This window comes from Ruegeria sp. CDSC002 (assembly GCF_059610905.1).
In genome coordinates this window covers 71,024-91,234 of the sequence record NZ_JBXWOM010000005.1, presented here as the reverse complement: position 1 = coordinate 91,234, position 20,211 = coordinate 71,024, and the positions used below count along the sequence as shown (strand labels likewise).

11 protein-coding genes are annotated in these 20,211 nt (G+C 56.4%); 8 read left to right on the top strand and 3 right to left on the bottom strand.

All coding sequences use genetic code 11. The features are described from left to right. Nucleotide 1: 1 nt before the first annotated feature. Nucleotides 2-1,051, bottom strand: a complete 1,050-nt coding sequence (locus AC2FJE_RS10825; protein WP_496756064.1) for an ABC transporter ATP-binding protein — start codon at nucleotides 1,049-1,051, stop codon at nucleotides 2-4. A gap of 82 nt (nucleotides 1,052-1,133) precedes the next feature. Continuing rightward, nucleotides 1,134-2,873, bottom strand: coding sequence for an ABC transporter substrate-binding protein (locus tag AC2FJE_RS10820; protein ID WP_496697747.1), 1,740 nt, complete (start codon nucleotides 2,871-2,873; stop codon nucleotides 1,134-1,136). 557 nt (nucleotides 2,874-3,430) lie between these two features. On the opposite strand from AC2FJE_RS10820, the gene AC2FJE_RS10815 reads away from it, so the two are divergent. The 3 genes from AC2FJE_RS10815 (at nucleotide 3,431) to AC2FJE_RS10805 (ending at nucleotide 8,383) form a co-directional block, all read left to right on the top strand. Continuing rightward, nucleotides 3,431-4,690, top strand: coding sequence for an aminotransferase class V-fold PLP-dependent enzyme (locus tag AC2FJE_RS10815; protein WP_496756066.1), 1,260 nt, complete (start codon nucleotides 3,431-3,433; stop codon nucleotides 4,688-4,690). Between the two features lie 682 nt (nucleotides 4,691-5,372). Continuing rightward, nucleotides 5,373-7,070 carry a type I secretion system permease/ATPase gene (locus AC2FJE_RS10810; protein WP_496756068.1) on the top strand — a complete coding sequence of 566 codons (1,698 nt, stop codon included), beginning with the start codon at nucleotides 5,373-5,375 and terminating at the stop codon, nucleotides 7,068-7,070. Continuing rightward, nucleotides 7,070-8,383: an HlyD family type I secretion periplasmic adaptor subunit gene (locus AC2FJE_RS10805; RefSeq protein WP_282169471.1), complete on the top strand. Its 1,314-nt coding sequence runs from the start codon at nucleotides 7,070-7,072 to the stop codon at nucleotides 8,381-8,383. Before AC2FJE_RS10810 ends, AC2FJE_RS10805 begins: the two co-directional genes overlap by 1 nt. A gap of 13 nt (nucleotides 8,384-8,396) precedes the next feature. Here AC2FJE_RS10805 and AC2FJE_RS10800 read toward each other — a convergent pair whose 3' ends face one another. After that, nucleotides 8,397-10,448, bottom strand: coding sequence for a dockerin type I domain-containing protein (locus AC2FJE_RS10800; RefSeq protein ID WP_496760935.1), 2,052 nt, complete (start codon nucleotides 10,446-10,448; stop codon nucleotides 8,397-8,399). 210 nt (nucleotides 10,449-10,658) lie between these two features. Here AC2FJE_RS10800 and AC2FJE_RS10795 point away from each other — a divergent pair, with 210 nt between their 5' ends. From AC2FJE_RS10795 to AC2FJE_RS10775, 5 genes are read left to right on the top strand one after another with little or no spacing between them, the layout of a single operon-like run. Continuing rightward, the gene (locus AC2FJE_RS10795) at nucleotides 10,659-14,489 is read left to right on the top strand and encodes an Ig-like domain-containing protein (RefSeq protein WP_496760934.1); all 3,831 of its coding nucleotides are present in this window, start codon (nucleotides 10,659-10,661) and stop codon (nucleotides 14,487-14,489) included. A gap of 60 nt (nucleotides 14,490-14,549) precedes the next feature. Next, entirely contained in the window at nucleotides 14,550-15,356 is an 807-nt protein-coding gene (locus tag AC2FJE_RS10790) for a SapC family protein (RefSeq protein WP_496756074.1), read from the top strand. A 2-nt stretch (nucleotides 15,357-15,358) separates the two neighbouring features. Continuing rightward, complete coding sequence (locus AC2FJE_RS10785) at nucleotides 15,359-16,714, top strand: TolC family protein (protein WP_496756076.1); 1,356 nt, start codon at nucleotides 15,359-15,361, stop codon at nucleotides 16,712-16,714. Further along, entirely contained in the window at nucleotides 16,702-18,849 is a 2,148-nt protein-coding gene (locus AC2FJE_RS10780) for a type I secretion system permease/ATPase (RefSeq protein WP_496760933.1), read from the top strand. The genes AC2FJE_RS10785 and AC2FJE_RS10780 overlap by 13 nt, the downstream gene beginning before the upstream one ends. Beyond that, on the top strand, nucleotides 18,833-20,143 hold the full coding sequence (locus AC2FJE_RS10775; RefSeq protein ID WP_496760932.1) for an HlyD family type I secretion periplasmic adaptor subunit: 1,311 nt from the start codon (nucleotides 18,833-18,835) through the stop codon (nucleotides 20,141-20,143). Before AC2FJE_RS10780 ends, AC2FJE_RS10775 begins: the two co-directional genes overlap by 17 nt. Nucleotides 20,144-20,211 lie beyond the last annotated feature (68 nt).

The window sequence follows — 20,211 nt, the reverse complement described above, 5'->3', positions numbered from 1 at the left end:
GTCAGGCCACCCTTTTGCCGTCTTGGCCGAAATACCGGCAATGGGCCGGGTTCATATAAAATCGGTGATCTTCGCCCACCCGATAAGGGTGCACGCCAGCCGCCAAAGAGACCCAAGCATCATCCCCGTGCTGGAAATGCGCGCTGGAATCGGAACCCGATAGCTCTGTGACAATCACACGACCTGTCAGTTCCACATCGGCATCCGAGGTGCGGGTGGGAGTCACTCGGTGCGGTCGTACTGCAACCATGTACTCGCCGTCCGCCAAATCCGAAACCGCCCAGCCGCCGCCGCCTGCAAGCTGTGCCTGCGTAGCTGACACGGTGACACGGGCCACATTGATCGGCGGGTCTGAGAACACGCGCGCAGCGGCAATATTCTCAGGGTTGCGATAGATATCAGCAGTCGGGCCGAATTGCGTAACGCGACCGTCTTCCATAAGGGCGGTATATCCACCCAAAAGCAGCGCCTCTTCGGGTTCCGAGGTGGCGTAAACCACCACCGCCCCACGACCGGCAAACAGGTCGGGTAGCTGCTCGCGCAGTTCTTCGCGCAGCTTGTAATCCAGGTTGGCCAACGGTTCATCGAGGAACACGGCTCGGCTTTCTTTTGCGATGGCTCGGGCCAACGCGGTACGTTGTTGTTGGCCGCCTGACAGCTCATGCGGTCGGCGATGCAACATAGGGCGCAGCTGCAGCAAGTCGGCGGCCTCTTCCACGCGTCCTTCAATCTCGGATTTCGCCATCCCTGCCACGCGCAAAGGCGAGGCGATGTTGTCAAAGACAGTCATATGCGGATAGTTCACGAAAAACTGGTGCACGAGGCTGATCTGCCGCCTTTGCGTGTTCAGCTTTGTGACGTCCTGCCCGTCCATCAGCACCTTGCCCGAGGCGATCGGGTCCAGCCCGGCCATCATCTTGATCAGAGAGGTTTTGCCCGATCCCGTCGCGCCCAGCAGCACATTGAAATGGCCGGTTTGCAGCGTCAGGGTCGTGGGCTTGATATGGATAACGTTGCCAACGCGTTTGGTGGCATCTTGTAGTTCGATCATGTCCGTGGGTTCCGGTTCTTCAGTGCGTCGCACTGGTCTTGAGGTGGGGATGCCTGAAACGGCATCCCCGGGTTTCAATGGCTTACTGAGACTGCCAGCGCTGAACCAGTTCGTCATAGTTAACGGTCTGGCCCTGCGGCTTTTCGTTCTCGAGCTTGGCTTTGGGCGAGCCTGCTTTTTCCAACCAGAACGACGCATCCTGCGGTTCGTTCAGGCGGGGACCACAGCCACCGTAGACACCAGCGCTTTCATCCGCGGCCTGCATACGGGCCATGGTGATGTCCATCTCTTCGGCCAGACGGTCCATCGCCTCTTGCGGGGTGAAGGCGCCCGAGTTCACGTCACCGATCTGCTGCCACCAGATCTGGGCCAGTTTCGGATAGTCCGGCACGTTGATGCCGGTGGGCGACCATGCCACACGGTCAGGTGAGCGGTAGAACTCGACCAGACCACCCAGCTTGGGTGCGCGCTCGGTGAACGACTCGTGATTGACCGAACTGTCGCGGATGAATGTCAGACCCACATGGGACTTCTTCACATCGACAGTCTTGGAGGTCACGAACTGGGCATAGAGCCAAGCCGCCTGAGCACGATCCGCAGGGGTCGACTTCAGGAAGGTCCAGGAACCCACGTCCTGATACCCGACCTTCTGGCCATCTTCCCAATAGGGGCCGTGCGGGCTTGGCGCCATCCGCCACAACGGCGTGCCTTCGTCATCCACGGTGTTGTTGCCTTCGGACTTCGGCTTTACCATGTCGGCAGTAAAGGCTGTGTACCAGAAGATCTGCTGAGCCACGTTGCCTTGGCTGAGCGCCGGCAGCGACTGATAGAAGTCATAAGACGCCGCACCCGGAGGCGCATAGTTCCGCAACCATTCGTCCCACTTACGGATCGCATAGACCGCGGCCGGACCGTTCGCAGCACCTCCGCGCGACACCGAAGCGCCGACCGGGTTACAGGTGCCTGCTTCCATACGGATGCCCCATTCGTCGACGGGGATACCGTTTGGCTCGCCTTTATCACCTGCACCAGCCATCGACAGCCATGCATCAGTCATACGCCAGCCCAGGTCGGGCGCACGCTTGCCGTAATCCATGTGACCGTAGATCGTGGTGCCGTCGACTTCTTTTACGTCGTTGGTGAAGAAATCTGCGATGTCCTCGTAAGCTGACCAGTTGACCGGAACGCCCAGGTCATAGCCATACTTCTCTTTGAACGCGGCTTTGTTGGCCTCATCATCGAACCAATCCTTGCGGAACCAATAGAGGTTTGCGAACTGCTGATCCGGCAGCTGATACAGCTTGCCGTCCGGACCGGTGGTGAACTGAATGCCCATGAAGTCATCCAGATCCAGCGTCGGTGAGGTCGTACCGGCCCAGTCGCCACCCATCATGTCGGTCAGCGGATAGGCCAGCTGCAAACGCGAATGCGTGCCGATCAGGTCACTGTCGTTGACATAGCCGTCATACAGGTTCCGGCCGGTCTGCAACTGGGTCTGAACCGCCTGAACCACTTCGCCTTCACCAAGGATTTGGTGGTTGACCTTGATGCCGGTGATTTCCTCGAACGCCTTGGTCAGGACCTCGGATTCGTAAGAGTGTGTCGGGATGCCTTCGGACAGGACGTTGATTTCCATGCCAGAGTAAGGCTGTGCAGCTTCGATGAACCACTGCATTTCCGACATCTGTTCGTCTTTCGACAACGTCGATGGCTGGAATTCATCGTCGATCCAACGTTGTGCTGCGGCTTCGTCGGCCCAAACGGGACCGTGCCCCGCAATGACGGCCACAGCCGCCACTGCGGAAAGTAGATGTCTCCGCATCTCTTTCCTCCCAAAAAATTATGGTTTTCCGGCGCAAACCGGATAGCAGACAGCATCAGCGATTTTCTGCGCACCTGTCAAACTAAATTTTTAGTAAATAGATAAACTCTGATCAACTTTTTGATTATATTATATATTTTTAGAAAACCAGCGTATCACCCAACGGCAGGATAGTGCCCGATCATCGTGAAAAACACCCTGCGGTAAGTATGCTAAAGCTGACAAAAACCTTTGTCGAGGATATGAAACCGTTCACGATACATATCGCCTGCTTCACCACACACACGAGCCAACAGAAGGCGCCATTCTCATCTGGATCTCCCGATAATACGCGCAATATTTTTATGAAAGAATAGTTCGATAGCGACAAAAAACGCCGGTGCAGCGCAATCATGTCGCGTTGTCGCTTGACAGGATGGCAGCATACGGCCTGATCAATTCAGTTCGCGGAATTTTCGATGACTCTGTCGACGGTTTTCCGAACAAAGCCTTATCGCGGTGGCCAAGCTCCGCCGCACGATCGTGAACCGCGCTCTGACTATGCACAGGACAAATCTATGATCCAAGACAACCCTGCCCTCATCGACGCCATCCGCGACCGGTTCGCCCATGTCGGCACTTGCCCGTTTCAGGGCGAACGCATCTTTTTCGAGAATGCGGGCGGAGCACTGACATTGAAATCCGTCGCTGAAACCTCAGCTTTTTATGCAGCAATCCCAGACAATCCCGGGCGCATAAATCCGGCAGGTCAGGGAACCCAAGGCGTTATTAACAAGGCAAAGGACGACCTGGCCGTGTTCATGAACGCATCTTCCGGGCAGTTCTTCGCAGGTGAAAGCGGAACCGAGCTGCTATTTCGCATGATCCGCACCGCGTGCCTGGTCGCCCCCAAAGGGTCAAAAGTGATAGGGTCATCCATCGAGCACCCGGCCACCCGAAGCGCAGCCTGCCGCTGGGCTGAAATCGCAGGGCTGGAGTATGTGAATGTGCCCCACGGCAACGACACCGGATTGGTTACGGCCGATGACTATACCGCGCTGATGACGCCAGATGTCGCAGTGGCAACGATCCTGCATGCGTCCCCCGTGACAGGCATGGGTATGGACGTAGCTGCAATTTCCGCGGCGATCCGTTTTGTGGCACCGGATTGTTTGATCATCGTCGACGGCATTCAGCATGCTGCCCACGGGCAACTGGATCTGGATGGCTATAATGTCGATGGCTACGCGATCTCGCCCTATAAAGTGTTTTCGCGTCACGGATATGGCATCGCCTGGATTTCTGACAAACTCAGCGCTTTGCCGCATGACATGTTGATCGACGCACCCGCAACCGGGTGGGAGTTCGGGACCCGTGACGCGGGATCTTACGCAACTGTTTCGGACGTAGTGGCGTATTTTGACTGGCTCGGTAGCGAAGTCTCGGATGAGACCGAACCGCGCAAGCGGATCGAGGCTGCAGGTCGCGCCATTCACGCCTATGAAACCCACCTGACCAATACTGCAATCAACGGCACAGGCAATCTGCCAGGACTGCGTGATATGGACCACGTGACCATTTTGGCGGGCGCCGATAACCCGGCACGCGAAGGACTGGTGTCAATCGTGGTCGAGGGGTATGCATCCGAAGACGTAGTCGAGGTATTGAATCAGCAGGGCATTCGGACCCATACGCGAAAGGCCGATCACTATTCCGGCAACGTTCTTACGCCGCTGGACCTGTCAGATTGCATTCGCATTTCCTTCTGTCACTACAACACGGAGCAGGAAATCGCCCGTCTTCTGGGGGCGATCAAGGTATTGGGCGAAAACCGCTGACGGGCTGGCGAACACACTCTTCGGCTTCAAAACTGTAATCCAGTTGCCCGGTTACATCATCGGTCAGGTGAACTTTGCCCAAGTCATCCCACGATCCGTCGAAGGTTTGGGCAAAGGATCGCAAATAGCCTGACGCCAGCCCCGCCCTCCCCAATGTTGCACTATAGTTTCGGCCCCTTCACGCCCCGCCCTGATCGCCTTGTCCACATTTTCGACCGAAGTACCACCCCTGTGTTCAGCGCACCCAATTTGGCACCGTCGTGCGTCCCGTGACGCAGAACATTGTCCGTTTTCCCGATCAGGTGCAGTTCAGTTGTCCAGCTTGTTGAAACCATTGCGGTATCACCGCATCGACGTCATCAAACGCGACGATGACAAGCGCGCGGTTCGCAGGGCTTGAGATGTTTGCCATGTGGACTCTGCCTCGATTGCGCTACGTGAAGATCAAGAGAATACCGTTTCAATCAACAGGCGAGTTTGATGCCAATGCGCTATATTCAATACGTCGATTACGAACTCGGTCGGCGGCATATGGACAATCCGCGACGGCATGCATTTCCACTGTTGAGACATCAGTCTAGGATGCGCGCGAATGCTAGCCCATTCGAAACCCGAGCAACAAAAACGAGAAGCTTCGTTCGTGAATATTGAGAACCGCAGGGCCACCCAGCCAAGACATGAAATGCAATCAGCGCGCAACCAGGGGATCACATTCCTGGCGCTGGCGTTTCTGTTCAGTATTTTTGTCAACTTGCTGATGCTGACCGGACCCTTGTTCATGTTGCAAGTCTATGACCGCGTCCTTGGATCCCGAGCGGTCGAGACCTTGGCGGCACTCTTCCTGCTGGTCGCTTTATTGTACGGCCTTATGGCCATGCTCGATTTTGCGCGGGGTCGGATCGTGGCGCGTTTTGGCGCGCGTTTTCAATCGCAATTGGACGAACGCGTGTTTGACGCGACCCTACGCCGATCGCTGCACCCACGCGCCCGGGCAGCGCCAGCAACCGCATTGCGCGATCTGGAATCCATCCAAAACCTGTGTTCCTCTCCGGTTCTGTTGGCTGTGATGGATATCCCCTGGACGCCGATCTTCATTGCGGCGATCTTTCTATTCCATCCCCTTCTGGGCTGGCTGGCCGTTGGTGGCGGTTCGCTTTTGGTTGTGATCGCGTTGTTGAACCAGATACTGACCCGTCGCAAAGTTGCTCTGGCTCAATCCGCGTCCGCAAAAGCCAACAGCTTTTCGGAACATGCCCGGCAAGCCGCCGAAATCGTCCGCTCGCAAGGCATGCAACAGGACATCACGCGTAGATGGCAGCGACAACGCTCAAACGCCCTGCAGCAGACAATCGCTGCCAGTGACTGGACCGGCAGTTTTTCGTCCGTGACCAAATCGCTGCGGCTGTTTTTGCAATCTGCAATGCTGGCACTTGGGGCATTGCTGGTTCTTCGTAACGAACTGACCCCCGGCGCGATGATCGCGGGATCAATCCTATTGGGCCGCGCTTTGGCTCCCGTTGAACAGGTCGTTGGGCAATGGGCTGTCGTTGAACGTGCCCGAACTGCGTGGACCTCGTTGAGCCGGTTTCTGGATGCCACGCCGCCCGAAGCACAGCGCACCAAGCTGCCTGTGCCCCAGGCGCGGCTAACGGCCAAAGGTCTGACGGTCATCCCACCCGGCGCGGATACGCCAACCCTGCGTAACGTGTCGTTGAACCTCGAGCCCGGGCGGGCGCTTGGCGTCATCGGTAAAAGCGGGTCCGGAAAATCCACCTTGGCCAAGGCGCTTTTGGGTATTTGGCATCCTGCCGCGGGCGAGATCCGGTTGGGCGGTGCAACGCTGGATCAATACGACCCGACTGATCTGGGTCAGCATATCGGGTACCTTCCGCAAGAAGTTACGTTGTTCAACGGAACTGTTGCCGAAAACATCGCACGCATGTCCGAAGACCCAAACCCTGAAGCCGTTGTAGCAGCTGCCAAGAAGGCCAATGCGCATGAGCTGATTCTGACGCTGGAAAAAGGCTACGACACCATTCTGGAAGGCAATGACAGTCAGCTGTCGGGTGGTCAAAAACAGCGGATCGCATTGTCGCGCGCGCTGTACGGAGACCCCGTGTTGCTGATCCTTGACGAACCGAACTCGGCGCTGGATGCCGATGGGACCGAGGCGCTGAACGCCGCCGTTCGCGAACTCAAGGCCGCAGGAAAATCCGCAATCATTATGACGCACCGTCCGCAGGCGATCTCGGAATGTGATGATCTTGCGGTGGTCGAGCGCGGACAGGTTGTCAAATCTGGTCCACGGGATGAAGTTCTGGGCGCAGTCGTACAAAACGCCGGATCGATCCAGCGCAACCTCAGCAAGGCAGGCAACTGATGCAGGACAAAACAAATAATCCGCGGCCGGTGTGGCGCATTACGATCCCTGCCCTGGTTGGTTTTGCAGCCCTTGGCATCCTTGTTGGCGGCTTGGGTGTTTGGGCCGTCAACACGCGATTGGCCGGGGCTATCATCTCGCAAGGCATTATCGAGGTCGAAAGCAACCGTCAGGTTATTGAACACCCCGACGGCGGCGTTGTTGGTGAGATCTATGTGCGCGATGGCAATGCCGTGGACAGTGGCGAATTGCTGTTGCGACTGGACGACACTTTTCTGTCGTCTGAGAAAACCATTGTCGAAGCCCAGCTGTTCGAACTATTGGCCCGCCGGGCCCGTTTGGAAGTCGAGCGCGATGGCACAAATGCCGAAGCTCTGGCCGCCCGGCTGGCCGAGATTCTGCAACAGGAAAATATTGACCCTGATCTGATCGCAGGTCAGCAACGCCTGTTCGAGGCGCGCTTGAACACACTGAACCAGCAAACAGAGCAGCTGAGCAAACAGACCGTTCAAATCGAAAGCGAAATCGGCGGTACCGAAGCGCAACTTGTTTCACTGCGGCGTCAGGTCGAATTGATTCAGGCCGAGCTGGATGATCAACAAAGCTTGCTTCAGCGCGGCCTCACTCAGGCAAGCCGTGTTTCCGCCCTTCAGCGCGAAGAAGCCAGCCTTACCGGCGATATCGGCCGGTTGGAAGCTGCCGCTGCGCGCCTGAGAGGCGAGATATCTGCGACCGAAATTGCAATCCTTGAGCTTGAGGCGACACGGCGAGAAGAAGCCATCTCGACACTGCGAGATATTCAATCCCAGATTTCAGAACTGGCCGAGCGCCGCCTGTCGCTGGACACTCGTTTGTCACGACTGGATATCCGCGCCCCTGTTTCAGGAACGGTATACGGCAGCCAGGTTTTTGCCCTGCAGTCTGTGATCCAACCTGCGGAACCGATGATGTATCTGGTGCCGCAGGATACGCCCCTGGTCGTGGCCGCACGCGTCGATGCAATTCACGTAGACCAGTTGCATGTTGGCCAGCCGGTTTTGTTGCGGTTTCCCGCGTTCAATCAACGTGAAACGCCTGAAATTGACGGACAGGTGATCAATGTCTCGGCAGATACATTTACAGACGAAAACACTGGCCAGACATTCTATCGCGCCGAGGTCGTACCACAGGACGGGCAAGTCGATCGTCTGAACGGGCAGGAATTGCTGCCCGGCATGCCAGTGGAAACATTGATCAAGACGGATGAACGTACGCCCCTGTCCTATCTGGTGAAACCGTTGGCAGATTACTTCAACCGGGCGTTCCGAGAGTGACCGCCCGGCCGCACTAAGGCGCTTCGAGGTTGCCCAGCAGAATCGAGGTCATGTCGGTAGCAATCAAGCCATCCACAGCCACTACATTGGCCCCGGTATCATAAGAAACATCGGTGCGCGTGATCCCTGAAAGGTCCGCGTCACTGTCGATGAAAACCCATCCCGGGGGAACGGCTGTCGGCTGTCCGACTGCTACTTGCAGAATCGACAATGCATCGAGCGCATTCACCGAACCATCCCGGTTAAAATCAGCCGCGATCAAATTCTCCGGCGAGGCTGGCCCCCATGTCGGGTCCAGACCGACCGAGATCCGCAAAACCTGCAGCGCGTCCAATGCGTTGATGTCCTTGCTCGCGGTAGAATAGGTCTTGATGACGTCGAATTCACCCTCGAAAGTGCCAGACGGTAAATTCAAATCGAACCGCCCATTGCTGTCTGCACGAGCACTGATTGTGGCTCCGCCATTTGGGGTGAAGCTGATTTCAGCGTCACTGAGGCTGGGGTTGGCGGTCTCTGAATTGATTGAGACATCCCCCAAAACCCCATCGGAACTGCCCGGCTCGAGCCCCCCGAAATCGCCAAAATCGACAGGAATGTGATCGGGGCCGCCAAAACCCGCGCCAAACACCTGAGCACTGGTCAGCAGACCACCGTTGGCGGAAATCACGTTTATCGTCTCGTTGAGGTACTCAATCCGGGCTCCCTGCGCCGTCGCGGTAAAGGTCAACTGTCCAGGCGTTCTGAGCAGCGGATAATCGAACATGTCCAACCGGTCGATACCAGCCTGAAAGTCCGTGATCGTGGTGGTTTCCGCTCCGTATTGCATGACAAAGATGTCCGCACCCGACCCACCCGACATTGTGGTAGCGGCAGAACCGGCAATCAAAATGTCATCCCCGGCCCCAGCAATAAGGGTCGTTGGAAGAATAGTGCCGCTGAGCATATCGTTACCGGCGGTACCGTTAACTGTTCCCAAGCCACTTCGAACGACACCCAGTTCTGGGACATCCACCGTTAGTTGGGTCAGCCCCGCATCCTGTTGCGAAGCGACCAGAATCTGCAGCTCATCACCGACCTGCGAGACGCTGAACGACTCCACATTCTGCAAACCGCTTTGAAGCGTATCGGCAAAACTGTCCAAATGCACCAGTTGTCCACCGGGCGTCATGGCGAACAAGGTTATTCCATCATCGCCACCACCCGCGACGACGAGCACATGCCCGTTGATCTCGACCACAGAAAGGTCCTGAACTGACTCGAACCGTGTGTGCAGCGAATCCAGAGCATGGTCGGTTGGAATTAGACGGCCATCGGCGGCTAGTTCCATGACACTGAGAGAGTTACTTTCAGCCCCCGCGACCACCACCCAGGACTTGCCATATGCCTGTATCACTTCAACCGCTGTGGGCGTCGCGATTCCCAAAGTCGTCAGGGCCTCGCTGTTGTCTACCGCTGTTATGGCTGCGGTTCCCCCGTCAACCCTGTAAGTCGAGACAGTGTTGCTGGCCCCGTCGGTCGCAATAACAAAGTTGTCTGCACCAATGCTCAACGACTGCATCGAATCAGATCGTGCCACGATCACGCCCGAGGACGTCAACGTGCCGTCCCCATTCACGGTATAAGTGACAATCCGCCCGGTATCTTCATGCGCCATCATCAGCAGATCGCCGGACCCGGTCGACAGTTTCACCAAGGCCGAAATGTCACCGCCGCCAGTCAATATCCCGGTTTCCCGCAAGGATCCAACGGTCCCATCCGGGTTCAAATCATACCCCACCAGCCCATTTGCCGTGTCGATATCCAATACGAGCTGATCACTGCCGCCAAACGAAATCGGAGTCCCCGTGCGGCCCACCTGAAACGTGATCGAACCGCTGAAATACTCGGCATCGACCAGTTGCGGAACCGCGCCATTGATAAGCTTCCAAACAGCAACGCCACCACCGGGGCCGGTCAAACTGTACAGATACGTGGTCCCGTTAAGCGTTTTTAAAGCCGTATCACGGATACCTGAATCGAGCGCTGCGCTCCCTGTTGCAACCACGCTTTCGAACTGAAGCATCATACTACATCACCCCACGCCAAACTTGGCAATGACTGCAGGATGATCCGATGCCCGGCCCGATACCAAAGCGGAATTGTGGTGAAAACGAGGAGTTCGGTTTCAGTTTAACACAATTTTTCCTGGTCCGACCGCATGAGTCACAAACGCGAAAGACTGATGAACAAAACCTGGCCCATCCAGGCGGACACAGACATCACATGTGAGGGTAAGATGACCAAAGAACATGATCCCAAAGCCAAAACTGCAGACTCCGGATCAGACAATGGTCGCAAGGACCACATTCGCCGGTGGATTGATGGCAAGATGCGACGCTGGATTGGACGCGGTATCGCTGGGGGGCTTGGCTCGACTCTCATGGCGCTACCCGCCTTGGCGCAGGCAACGATAGAAGAGCTTTATGCCTATCAGTTTGCAGAAACGATTCCCGGCGTTCAGTCAGTGAAGCTCCTGAAAAACGGGGATGTTCTGCTGAAGATGATAGATGGCAGTACAATGATTGTCGCTGCGGAAAACGTTCAGGTTCTGGACAGTGGCGCGATCATGATCGCCGAAAATGCCGTGAGTGAAATTGCGCAATTCAGTCTGGCTGCCGAAGCAGGTGGTGCCGCTGCGGCGGGCGGCGGCATCAGTGGCGTCGGGGCTGCATTGGGCGGATTGGGCCTGGCGGGGGCCGCCGCTGCGGGGGCCGGCGGCGGCGGTGGTGGAGACGATGGTGATTTTCAACCCGCGCCGCCTGCTCCGCCTCAGGTTTTGAACCTCGCGCAGGCACAATCCACAGCGCTCAGCAGTACAGAGGCGAATATCAGGGTTCCGGATGGAACCGAAACAGTGGAACTTAGGATCGGGTCTTTGGTCAAGTCCGTGCCACTCAATCCCGATGGAAGTTGGAGCATTTCGCTGACAGCTGTTGAAGCGGCCAGTCTGCCACAAGGCGTTCAGAACGTCACGGTTCGTCACTTGGACAGCGGCGGGCGAGAACTTTCGGTAGAAACCGTATCTTACAACATCGATACAGTACCCCCTACTCTGACAATTTCCGGATTGTCGGACGGTGCGGTCATAAATGCGGCGGAAAGTGCAACGGATCTGACCGTCTCCGGGACGACAAACGCGGAAAACGGTCAGACCGTGACGGTTACTCTGAACGGCGGAACATACTCTAGCACTGTGACCGACGGTCAATGGGCCGTCACTGTTCCTGCCAGCGATCTTGCCGCGTTGCCGGATGGCGAAACCATCGTGTTGACCGCAGATGTTTCAGATATGGCGGGAAACCCGGCAGCACAGATCAGTGACAGCATTGAGACAGACTTTACGGCACCGACCGTTACCCTGGATCCTCTCCCCGTCGACAAAATCGAATTGGTCGACGTTCAGAACGATATGGAGCTGAGCGGATCGACAACAGCAGCTGATGGCCGGACAGTTATGGTCGAATTCGGCGGGCAGACCTATTTGACAACCGCCTCTGACGGTAGTTGGAGCGTCACTATTCCATCCGCTGATCTCGCAAATCTGCCCTCAGGTACTCCTGTGTCGATAAGGGTCGTTGTCAGCGATGAAGCAGGAAACACTTCGGTTCCGGCAATGACCTCCGTTCCGGTAGATCTGACTGGCCCTGCAATTTCCATATCGCCGCTATCAGTTGGGTCCGCTGTGAACGCGGCAGAAGTCGGTTCGGATTTAACAATTTCGGGAATTACCGGGAACGTAGAAGACGGCCAGCAAGTAACAGTCGTGCTGGACGGCCAGAGTTACATCGGCGCAGTGTCCAGCAACAGCTGGTCGGTGACCATCCCAGCGGCCGACCTTGGAGCATTGGCAGACGGGAGCACATTCACCATCACCGCAAATGTATCCAATGCGGACGGGCTCGCAGCCAACCAGGCGAATGCACCCGTATCCAAGGATGTCACCGCCCCAACCTTGACCATCGATGGATACTCTGATGGTGCCGTCCTGAATACCGCTGAGCGTGATACAGACCTGACAATCACCGGATCAACTGAAGCAGAGGACGGACAGACCGTAACCGTATCGTTAAACGGCCAGGATTATACTGGCACCGTCGCTGGTGGCGTCTGGAGCGCGACTGTACCCGCGGCAGATTTGACGGCATTGTCCGATGGCGCAACAATCCCGGTGACTGCAGACGTGACAGATGCCGCCGGAAACCCAGCGCTGCAGGCAAGCGGCAGTTTTGACACTGATTTCTCACCTCATTCCATCACCATCACCAATTTGTCCGACGGCCCGGTCATGAACTTGGCGGAACGCGGCACGGATCTGACGGTCTCAGGCACATCGGATGCCCCGGACGGCACCACCATCACCGTGGAAATCGTCAGGGCAGATGGCACTGTAGACCTGAGCAATACCACTACGGTCAGTGGCGGCACCTGGACGTTGGTTTCGTCGGCGGCCGGCTTAAATGCCCTGCAAGACGACGAAATTTACAGTGTGAATGCGACGGTTTCAGACACGGCTGGAAACAGCGCCAGCGCGAGTGATGGGTTTGGAACAGACTTCACAGCACCAACTGTGACGATCAACCCATTGGCTGTAGGATCTGTTTTGGACGTCTCCGAAAAGGGCAACGATCTGTCCATTTCCGGGGCGACATCGGCGGAAGAAGGGCAAATAGTCACCGTCATGCTGGATGGCCAATCATATACCGGTGTCGCCACTGGTGGCACTTGGTCGGTCACTGTCCCTGCGGCGGATCTTTCCGGATTGGCGGACAGTACAAATTTCCCCATTTCTGCAACGGTCAGTGATCAGGCCGGCAATAGCGCCAGTCCGGCGACCACAACACTCGCTACGGATTTCCGGCCGCTGTTAGACCTGAATTCTATAGGGGCGAACAACTCAATTTCACTCGGCGACGCGCAGAGTTCTGGCGTTGTTGTATCTGGAACATCCGTTGGCCTCGCCGCTGGCCAAGCGGTGAACGTAACACTCAATAGTAACTCTGTCGGCACCGCTACTGTCGCAGCTGATGGAACCTGGTCGCTTGCAGTTCCGGCGTCGGATTTCACAGGTATTTCAGCAGGTGATGACCTGAACTTTCAGGCGCAGGCCACGGTTTCCGGCGGCCCTGATCCTTTACCGGCAACCGGTGAGACGACGGCGCATGTACCGGGCGCATATGTCATTGCAGAAGCGGGTCGGAGCGGTTCAACTATCACGTACCAAATCTTCGCAGACGCTGACCGCGACGTTTCCAGCGGGCTAGCGATGACGATCGAGTTGGGATTTGATCCGTCAGTTGTGACCTTCGACGCAGGATCCGATATTGGGAACGGGGCTTTCGGTCTGTATCTGTCCAACCCAGTTGGGGGCTCCGTGGTCAACTTTGCAGGTGTTGCGACCAGCTTTACGGATCTGAACCAACCTCTGGTAACGTTCACCATGACCGTTCAGGACCCCAGCAAACCGGTTGAACTGTCGCTTACCACCCCGGATGGGGGTCCGACGACCGTCATAGTCGGCACTGATGGAAATGACACTTTGGTCGCCAGCGATGTGGACAGCTTTGTTCGTGGTCAGGGCGGTGACGACGCCGTCAATGTCTCGGACGCGGGTCGCGACGTCGTTGTGTTCGAAGCCGCCCCTGCGGCTAACGGAGTGGACACGATCACCGGCTTTTCACTCGGCGCGGCAGCGGATGTGTCAGATGCGTTGATGTTCAGTGGCCTCGATCACTCTACTTTGCGTGGCGATGGCACGGACGTTGAGACATTAAATGTAGGCAGCGCAGTTGGTGCCAACACGGGCGTCATCGGCTTGACCACAGCTCTGGCCGACCTGTCGATCAACACAATTGAAACTGCCGTCGAAAGTTTGACGGGACTTCAAGCCGGTGACGAGATCTACGTACTCGCGACAGATGGAGACGACAGCGTTCTGGTTAGGGTCGACTATTCATCCCCGACTGCAGCCACCGTTGAAACCATGGCGCATTTTTCGGGGTTGGACGACCTTAGCGGATTGAGCGCGGACAATATCCTGATCGCCGACCCGACCGGAGCAACGGCTTGATCAAAACACGGACTGCCGGCTTTTCAACCGGCAGCCACTCCATACACCAAAGGATCAAACATGGCAGAGAACGGCCTGTTTCCAGTCACATATGAGCGGCACAGTGGCAAATACTGGAAGCGTTTTTCATCTTACCACTTTGCGGAAACCCAGCAGGCTTGCTCGATTGTCGAGAAAGAAATTCTGCTCGTCGCGGCCACGTACCCGGTATTGTTTCGCGAATCCGAGGGGGAAATTGAACCTGTAGCGCTTTTGTCAATTAACACGGACGCGCCAACCCCTTTTGTGTCCGACGAAGGCCGATGGTTGGCCACCTACATTCCGTCCGCGTTACGGTGCCCGCCCTTTCAAGCGGGTTTGCCGAGTAAAACGGATTGTGAGCCACAACTTCAGGTCGATGAATCTTCTGGCCTGGTCACTGACACTCCGGAGGACGAACCGTTCTTTACCGACGCTGGTGAGTTGACCGCTGAACTTTTAAACGTCCTCAGGTTTATCCAAGCACGAGAGGCTTCGGCAAAGGACATTCGGTCCGTGTGTAAAGTCATTCAAGAGATGGGTCTTTTTGAAAAAATGACCAGCTACGAAAACGTCGCCTTGCCGACGGGGTACCTGGTCCTGAATGTCCGACGCCTGAAGGCTCTTTCGCAGACAGAGAAGCTTGCGTTGTTTGATGTCGGTGCAATTCAATTGCTGCACGCCCACCAAGTATCACTATCACACATTTCTTGGCTGTCGCAGGCACAGGAGCAGCTGGCAAAGCCAAAACTTCAAAAGCAATACACCGAAAATTCAGACATTTCGCGTTTCCTTACCGCCATGGCACACGCGCATAATGACGAACTTTTAGTGACCGGTGAGGTGTGAATATGCCTCTGATCTGCTGCAACTCTGGCCTAAAGTATCTTGCCTGTCTGTGTATTCCTTTAATGGCGGCTTGCGCACCTCCGCCTGACCTTACGGGCGTAGAGGTTTCACTGTCAGCAGGTTCTGTTGGGGCTGGCGCGCAGCGGCCCCTTCCACGTCTGACGCAAAGCGAATTTGGTCAAAAGGTGCGGGCGGCTGTCGAAACTAACCCAAACCTCGCGCAAAGCGCGACACGACTGGAAATCGCAGACGCTGACGAAAATGCGGCCAAGGGTGCTTTCCTTCCTCGCGTATCAATGGGCATTAATGCGCGATCACAGCGTGTGAATTCCGATATTGCAGACTTCACCCCGTATCTGCGCGTTTCGCAACTCGTCTTTGACGGAGGTGCTGCGTCGGGCGAACTGGCTGCGGCTCAGGCTCGCGTCCTCGAAAGCCGAGGCGGTCAGCTGCAAACCGCAGCGGCGTTGGCCCTCGCCGCGATCGAAGCGTATGTTGCGGTCCTTGATCGGCGCAAGATCCTGGAAATCTCAACCCAGAACGTTGAGGTGCACGCCGAGATCGTGCGCCAGATCACGGAACGCAGCACGCAGGGCGTGGGCTCAAATGCCGACGTTTTGACCGCACGCTCGCGTATGGCAGACGCGCGAACGCAGCTTGCCGATGCAGAAGCCCGGACAGACAGGGCCGAGGCACAATACCAGGAAGTCTTCGGACGCCCACCGGGGGCACTTACCGCTCCAGTCGCTGCGCCCAAATTGGCCAGAACGGATTCGCAAATCGTTTTGGACAGCCCAAAAGTACGACGTGCGAATGCCGCTTTGATCGCCGCAAAGGCCGAGCACACCGCAGCCATTGCGCGGCGGCAGCCAGGTGTAGAGATCGCGGCTTTTGCTGATCGCGATGACAGCAATGATGCTAATTTCGGTGTCGACCTGTCCGTTAACTATGAACTGGACAGCACCGGTCAACGTAAGGCCGCCATAGCTGCAGCCCAAGCTCAGGTAAAAGAGGCCGAATTCGCCCGTGAGACGTTAATTCGAGAAATCCGCCGCGAGTTAGAGTTCATCCGGTCAGATCAGGACGCGGGAGCGGTTCGCCTGCAGGCGGCTCGTTTAGCTGCCCAGGCTAACGCCGAAAGCGTGGAAGCTGCGAGGGCTCAATTCACCATCGGCCGACGCAGCTTGGTCGAGATATTGGATGCCCAGCGAGACTATGTGAACGCGCAGCAAAGGCTGATTTTGGCGGAACAAAGCTTCTTCCTTACAAACTACGCCGCCCTCAGTCTGACCGGGGACATCCTGGATTATCTCGGTATTTCAATTGCAAACACAGGCGTAGATTCATGGCCGCGTTGAAACCTTTAACACCTAAACAAGAGCTTTCTCCGTTAGAAACCTGCCTGCTGCACGTCGCCGCGCATCTTGATCGCTCACTTACGGTCGGGGCACTTCACGCAGCGCAATCCGGCACCACAGGCCATTTGACCCAACGCGAGGCGATTGCGGTGGCGCGCCATGCCGGGTTGCAGGCTGGGTTTGGGTCGCGAAGAGTTGTGGATTTCGATGACTCACTAGTCCCAGCAATTTTTCTGTTGGAGGATGAAAAAGCAGTTGTGTTTCACGGGCGTACCAAGAGCGGCCATCTTCTGATTTTCGACCCTGAGATGGGTGAAGGCATCGGAGAGGTTGAAGAGAAAGTTATAGGAAATCGCTACACCGGGTACGCACTTTTGTTTCGGCGCAGCCACAACGAGGAAACGCAGGGCCGAAACAAGACCGCATCCGGGCATTGGTTTTGGTCGGCCATGTTGGCAAACCGCTGGTCTTATGCGCAAGTGGTGCTTGCTGCGGCGGTAGCTAATTTCCTGGGCCTTTCCACATCCGTTTTCATCATGGTCGTCTATGACAGGGTTCTTCCGAATGAGGCGACGGAATCCCTTATCGCACTGACCGCAGGGGTTGGTCTTGCCCTTGCTTTCGATTTCGCCCTCAAACTCTTGCGCGCTGGCTTTATTGATCGGGCCGGGCAAAAGGCCGATTTGTTTATGGGGCGGCGCGTTTTTGACCAGGTTTTGAACATCAAAATGAAATCGCGGACCGGATCGACCGGTGCTATGGCCAGCACAATCCGCGAATTTGAAACTCTGCGCGAGTTTTTTACATCGGCAACTCTGGTCGCCCTCGTGGACCTGCCCTTCATCGCCCTCTTTATATTGGTCATTCACCTCGTTGGTGGACCCCTGGCGCTGATACCTGCCCTTGCCGTTCCGATTGTTTTGATTGCGGGCCTGGTAGTGCAACCAATATTATCGCGCTTGGCCGAAAAAAGCTTTGCGGACGGTCAGTCAAAACAATCCGTACTGGTCGAGACGGTTTCCGGTCTTGAAACCATCAAAACAACTGCAGCGGCAAAACAAATGCGGGCGCGATGGGAAGATGCTATCGAGCGGCAGTCCTCGCATGGAGTCCGCAGCCGAACAGTTACCCAGTTCGCATTGAATCTGACGGGCTTCACGCAACAGGCGGCGCAAGTCCTGATTGTCTTCTTCGGCGTGTTCCTGATCACTGAAGGGCGGGCAAGTATGGGTGCGTTAATCGCGTCGGTAATGCTGACTGGACGCGCGCTGGCGCCATTGGGGCAGCTTGCCCAAACACTCACACGTGTGAACCAGGCGCGCAGCGCGTATCGAAATCTGAACGCTTTGATGCAGGCGGAAAATGAGCGGCCCGAAGGACGCAACTGGATCAGTCGACCACATGTTGAAGGCCGCATCTCTTTTAAAGATGTGCATTTTGCCTATCCAGAACAAGCCGATGATGCGCTTTCTGGTGTCTCATTCGACATAGAGCCGGGTGAAAAAGTTGCCATTCTGGGCGCGATCGGATCTGGGAAAAGCACCATCGCGCGTTTGATGCTCGGTTTATTCGAGCCGAGAACCGGTTCGGTATTGCTGGATGGGGTCGATATCCGTCAGATTGACCCTGGCGACCTACGTCGCAATGTCGGTTCGGTTTTGCAGGACGTTTGGCTTTTTTCCGGCTCAATTCGCGAAAACATTGCCAGCGGTGCGATCCGGGCCAGGGATCAAGATTTGATCAGAGCCGCCCAGGTGGCCGGGGTTGAAGATTTTATCGCGCATTGCCCCAACGGCTATGACCAACAACTGGCAGAACGTGGCGAAGGAATATCGGGCGGCCAGCGTCAAGCCATCGCGCTTGCCCGCGCGTTGATTGGACGCCCACCAGTGTTGCTGTTGGATGAACCTACCAGTGCAATGGACGTGAAGACCGAAGCCGAAGTTATCAAGCGTCTGAAGCAAGAAACCAATGACGCCACAATGGTTATCGTCACACATCGGAGCAGCCTGCTTGATCTGGTCGACAGGGTCATTGTTATCGAACGCGGCCGGGTCGGCGCAGACGGTCCAAAAAGCATGCTGACTCAGCGCGCGCACTCAACAGGGAGGCATCTGAATGTCGCGGCATCCTGACCTTGCCATTATGGCAAGAGAAATGCGGGGAAAATCTCCGTTGGGGGGGTCTCTCCTGTTGCTTGTTATCCTTGCCTGTCTCGTCTCCGCCGGGCTTTGGGCCTATATGACGGAACTGGACGACGTGACCCGCGTAGACGGGCGGATTGTGCCGTCGGCAGACGTTCAACTAATCGAGGCAACAGAACCCGGAGTATTGCAATCCTTGCACGTCGCGGAAGGGTTGGTTGTCGACAAGGGAACACTGTTGATGGAGTTCGACACAACGCAAATCGACAGTCAGTTGAGCCAGGAACAACAGCGCGCGTATGGATTAATGGCTCGTGCCCAACGATTGCAGGCAGAGATTGACGGCACCCAGCTTACCTTCTCAGGAAAGCTGATTGAAGGCGCGCCAGAAGTCGTCAGATCCGAAACTGCTTTGTATCAGGGTCGTCAGGCGGAACTGGCTGCTGAAGTTGCCATTCTGGAGCGACAGCGTGAGCAGCGCCACCGCGAGTATGAGGAAGGACTGGTGGACCAAGTGACAGCCGAAGAAACGCTTGGGATCCTGGCCGAAGAACGCGCCATCATGACCCCCTTGGTGGAAAAACGAATGGAACCTGCGACAACGCTTTTGTCGCTGCGCCGCAGTTCCGCCGAATGGGAGGGTCGCAAGGTCCGTGCAGTTGCAGTGACCAAAAGGTTGAAAACCGGACTGGAAGAAATCAACGATCGTATTCAAGCCGCGCATAGCAGGTTCCGGAGCGCGGCTCTGACCGACCTTGCGGTCTCGACAGCCGAACTCGCAGCACTTCGGCCGTCCTTGCCGGCCTTGCAAGACCGCGCGGATCGCGCACAGATCAGATCACCGGTGCGGGGAATCGTAAATCGCGTTCACCGGACAACGATTGGCGGTTTGGCACGCAGCGGCGAAGAGCTGATCGAGATTGTTCCACTAGACGACAGGCTGCTGGTCGAGGCCTATGTTCGCCCAGAAAATATCGCGTTTTTGCACGCAGGCCAGCTCGTTAAGGTGAAAATTACGGCCTATGACTTTGCGCGTTACGGCGCGCTGGATGGTGAGATCACCCGCATAGGCGCGAACACGGTGACAAGGCCGGAACGTAATGATGAAGAGGTATTCGTCATCGAAATCCAGACACGTCACGCTATTCTGGACGCAAGCGGCGTTGCCGTCGAGATCATACCTGGGATGATTGCCGAAGTGGATATCTTATCAGGCAAGAAAACAGTTATGGACTACCTTTTGCAACCCGTAATCAAGATTAAGGATCGCGCTCTGCGCGAATAAAAAAGTGCAGCGTCAAACGACAAACTGGTGCCCCAAGTATTAACGCGGCAGGACGTCGTTTAGACCAT

What these genes read in the sequence shown, in the direction of transcription:
- AC2FJE_RS10825 (WP_496756064.1), bottom strand. Translation starts at nt 1,051, where the DNA reads ATGATCGAACTACAAGATGCCACCAAACGCGTTGGCAACGTTATCCAT.
- AC2FJE_RS10820 (WP_496697747.1), bottom strand. Translation starts at nt 2,873, where the DNA reads ATGCGGAGACATCTACTTTCCGCAGTGGCGGCTGTGGCCGTCATTGCG.
- AC2FJE_RS10815 (WP_496756066.1), top strand. Translation starts at nt 3,431, where the DNA reads ATGATCCAAGACAACCCTGCCCTCATCGACGCCATCCGCGACCGGTTC.
- AC2FJE_RS10810 (WP_496756068.1), top strand. Translation starts at nt 5,373, where the DNA reads ATGCAATCAGCGCGCAACCAGGGGATCACATTCCTGGCGCTGGCGTTT.
- AC2FJE_RS10805 (WP_282169471.1), top strand. Translation starts at nt 7,070, where the DNA reads ATGCAGGACAAAACAAATAATCCGCGGCCGGTGTGGCGCATTACGATC.
- AC2FJE_RS10800 (WP_496760935.1), bottom strand. Translation starts at nt 10,448, where the DNA reads ATGATGCTTCAGTTCGAAAGCGTGGTTGCAACAGGGAGCGCAGCGCTC.
- AC2FJE_RS10795 (WP_496760934.1), top strand. Translation starts at nt 10,659, where the DNA reads ATGACCAAAGAACATGATCCCAAAGCCAAAACTGCAGACTCCGGATCA.
- AC2FJE_RS10790 (WP_496756074.1), top strand. Translation starts at nt 14,550, where the DNA reads ATGGCAGAGAACGGCCTGTTTCCAGTCACATATGAGCGGCACAGTGGC.
- AC2FJE_RS10785 (WP_496756076.1), top strand. Translation starts at nt 15,359, where the DNA reads ATGCCTCTGATCTGCTGCAACTCTGGCCTAAAGTATCTTGCCTGTCTG.
- AC2FJE_RS10780 (WP_496760933.1), top strand. Translation starts at nt 16,702, where the DNA reads ATGGCCGCGTTGAAACCTTTAACACCTAAACAAGAGCTTTCTCCGTTA.
- AC2FJE_RS10775 (WP_496760932.1), top strand. Translation starts at nt 18,833, where the DNA reads ATGTCGCGGCATCCTGACCTTGCCATTATGGCAAGAGAAATGCGGGGA.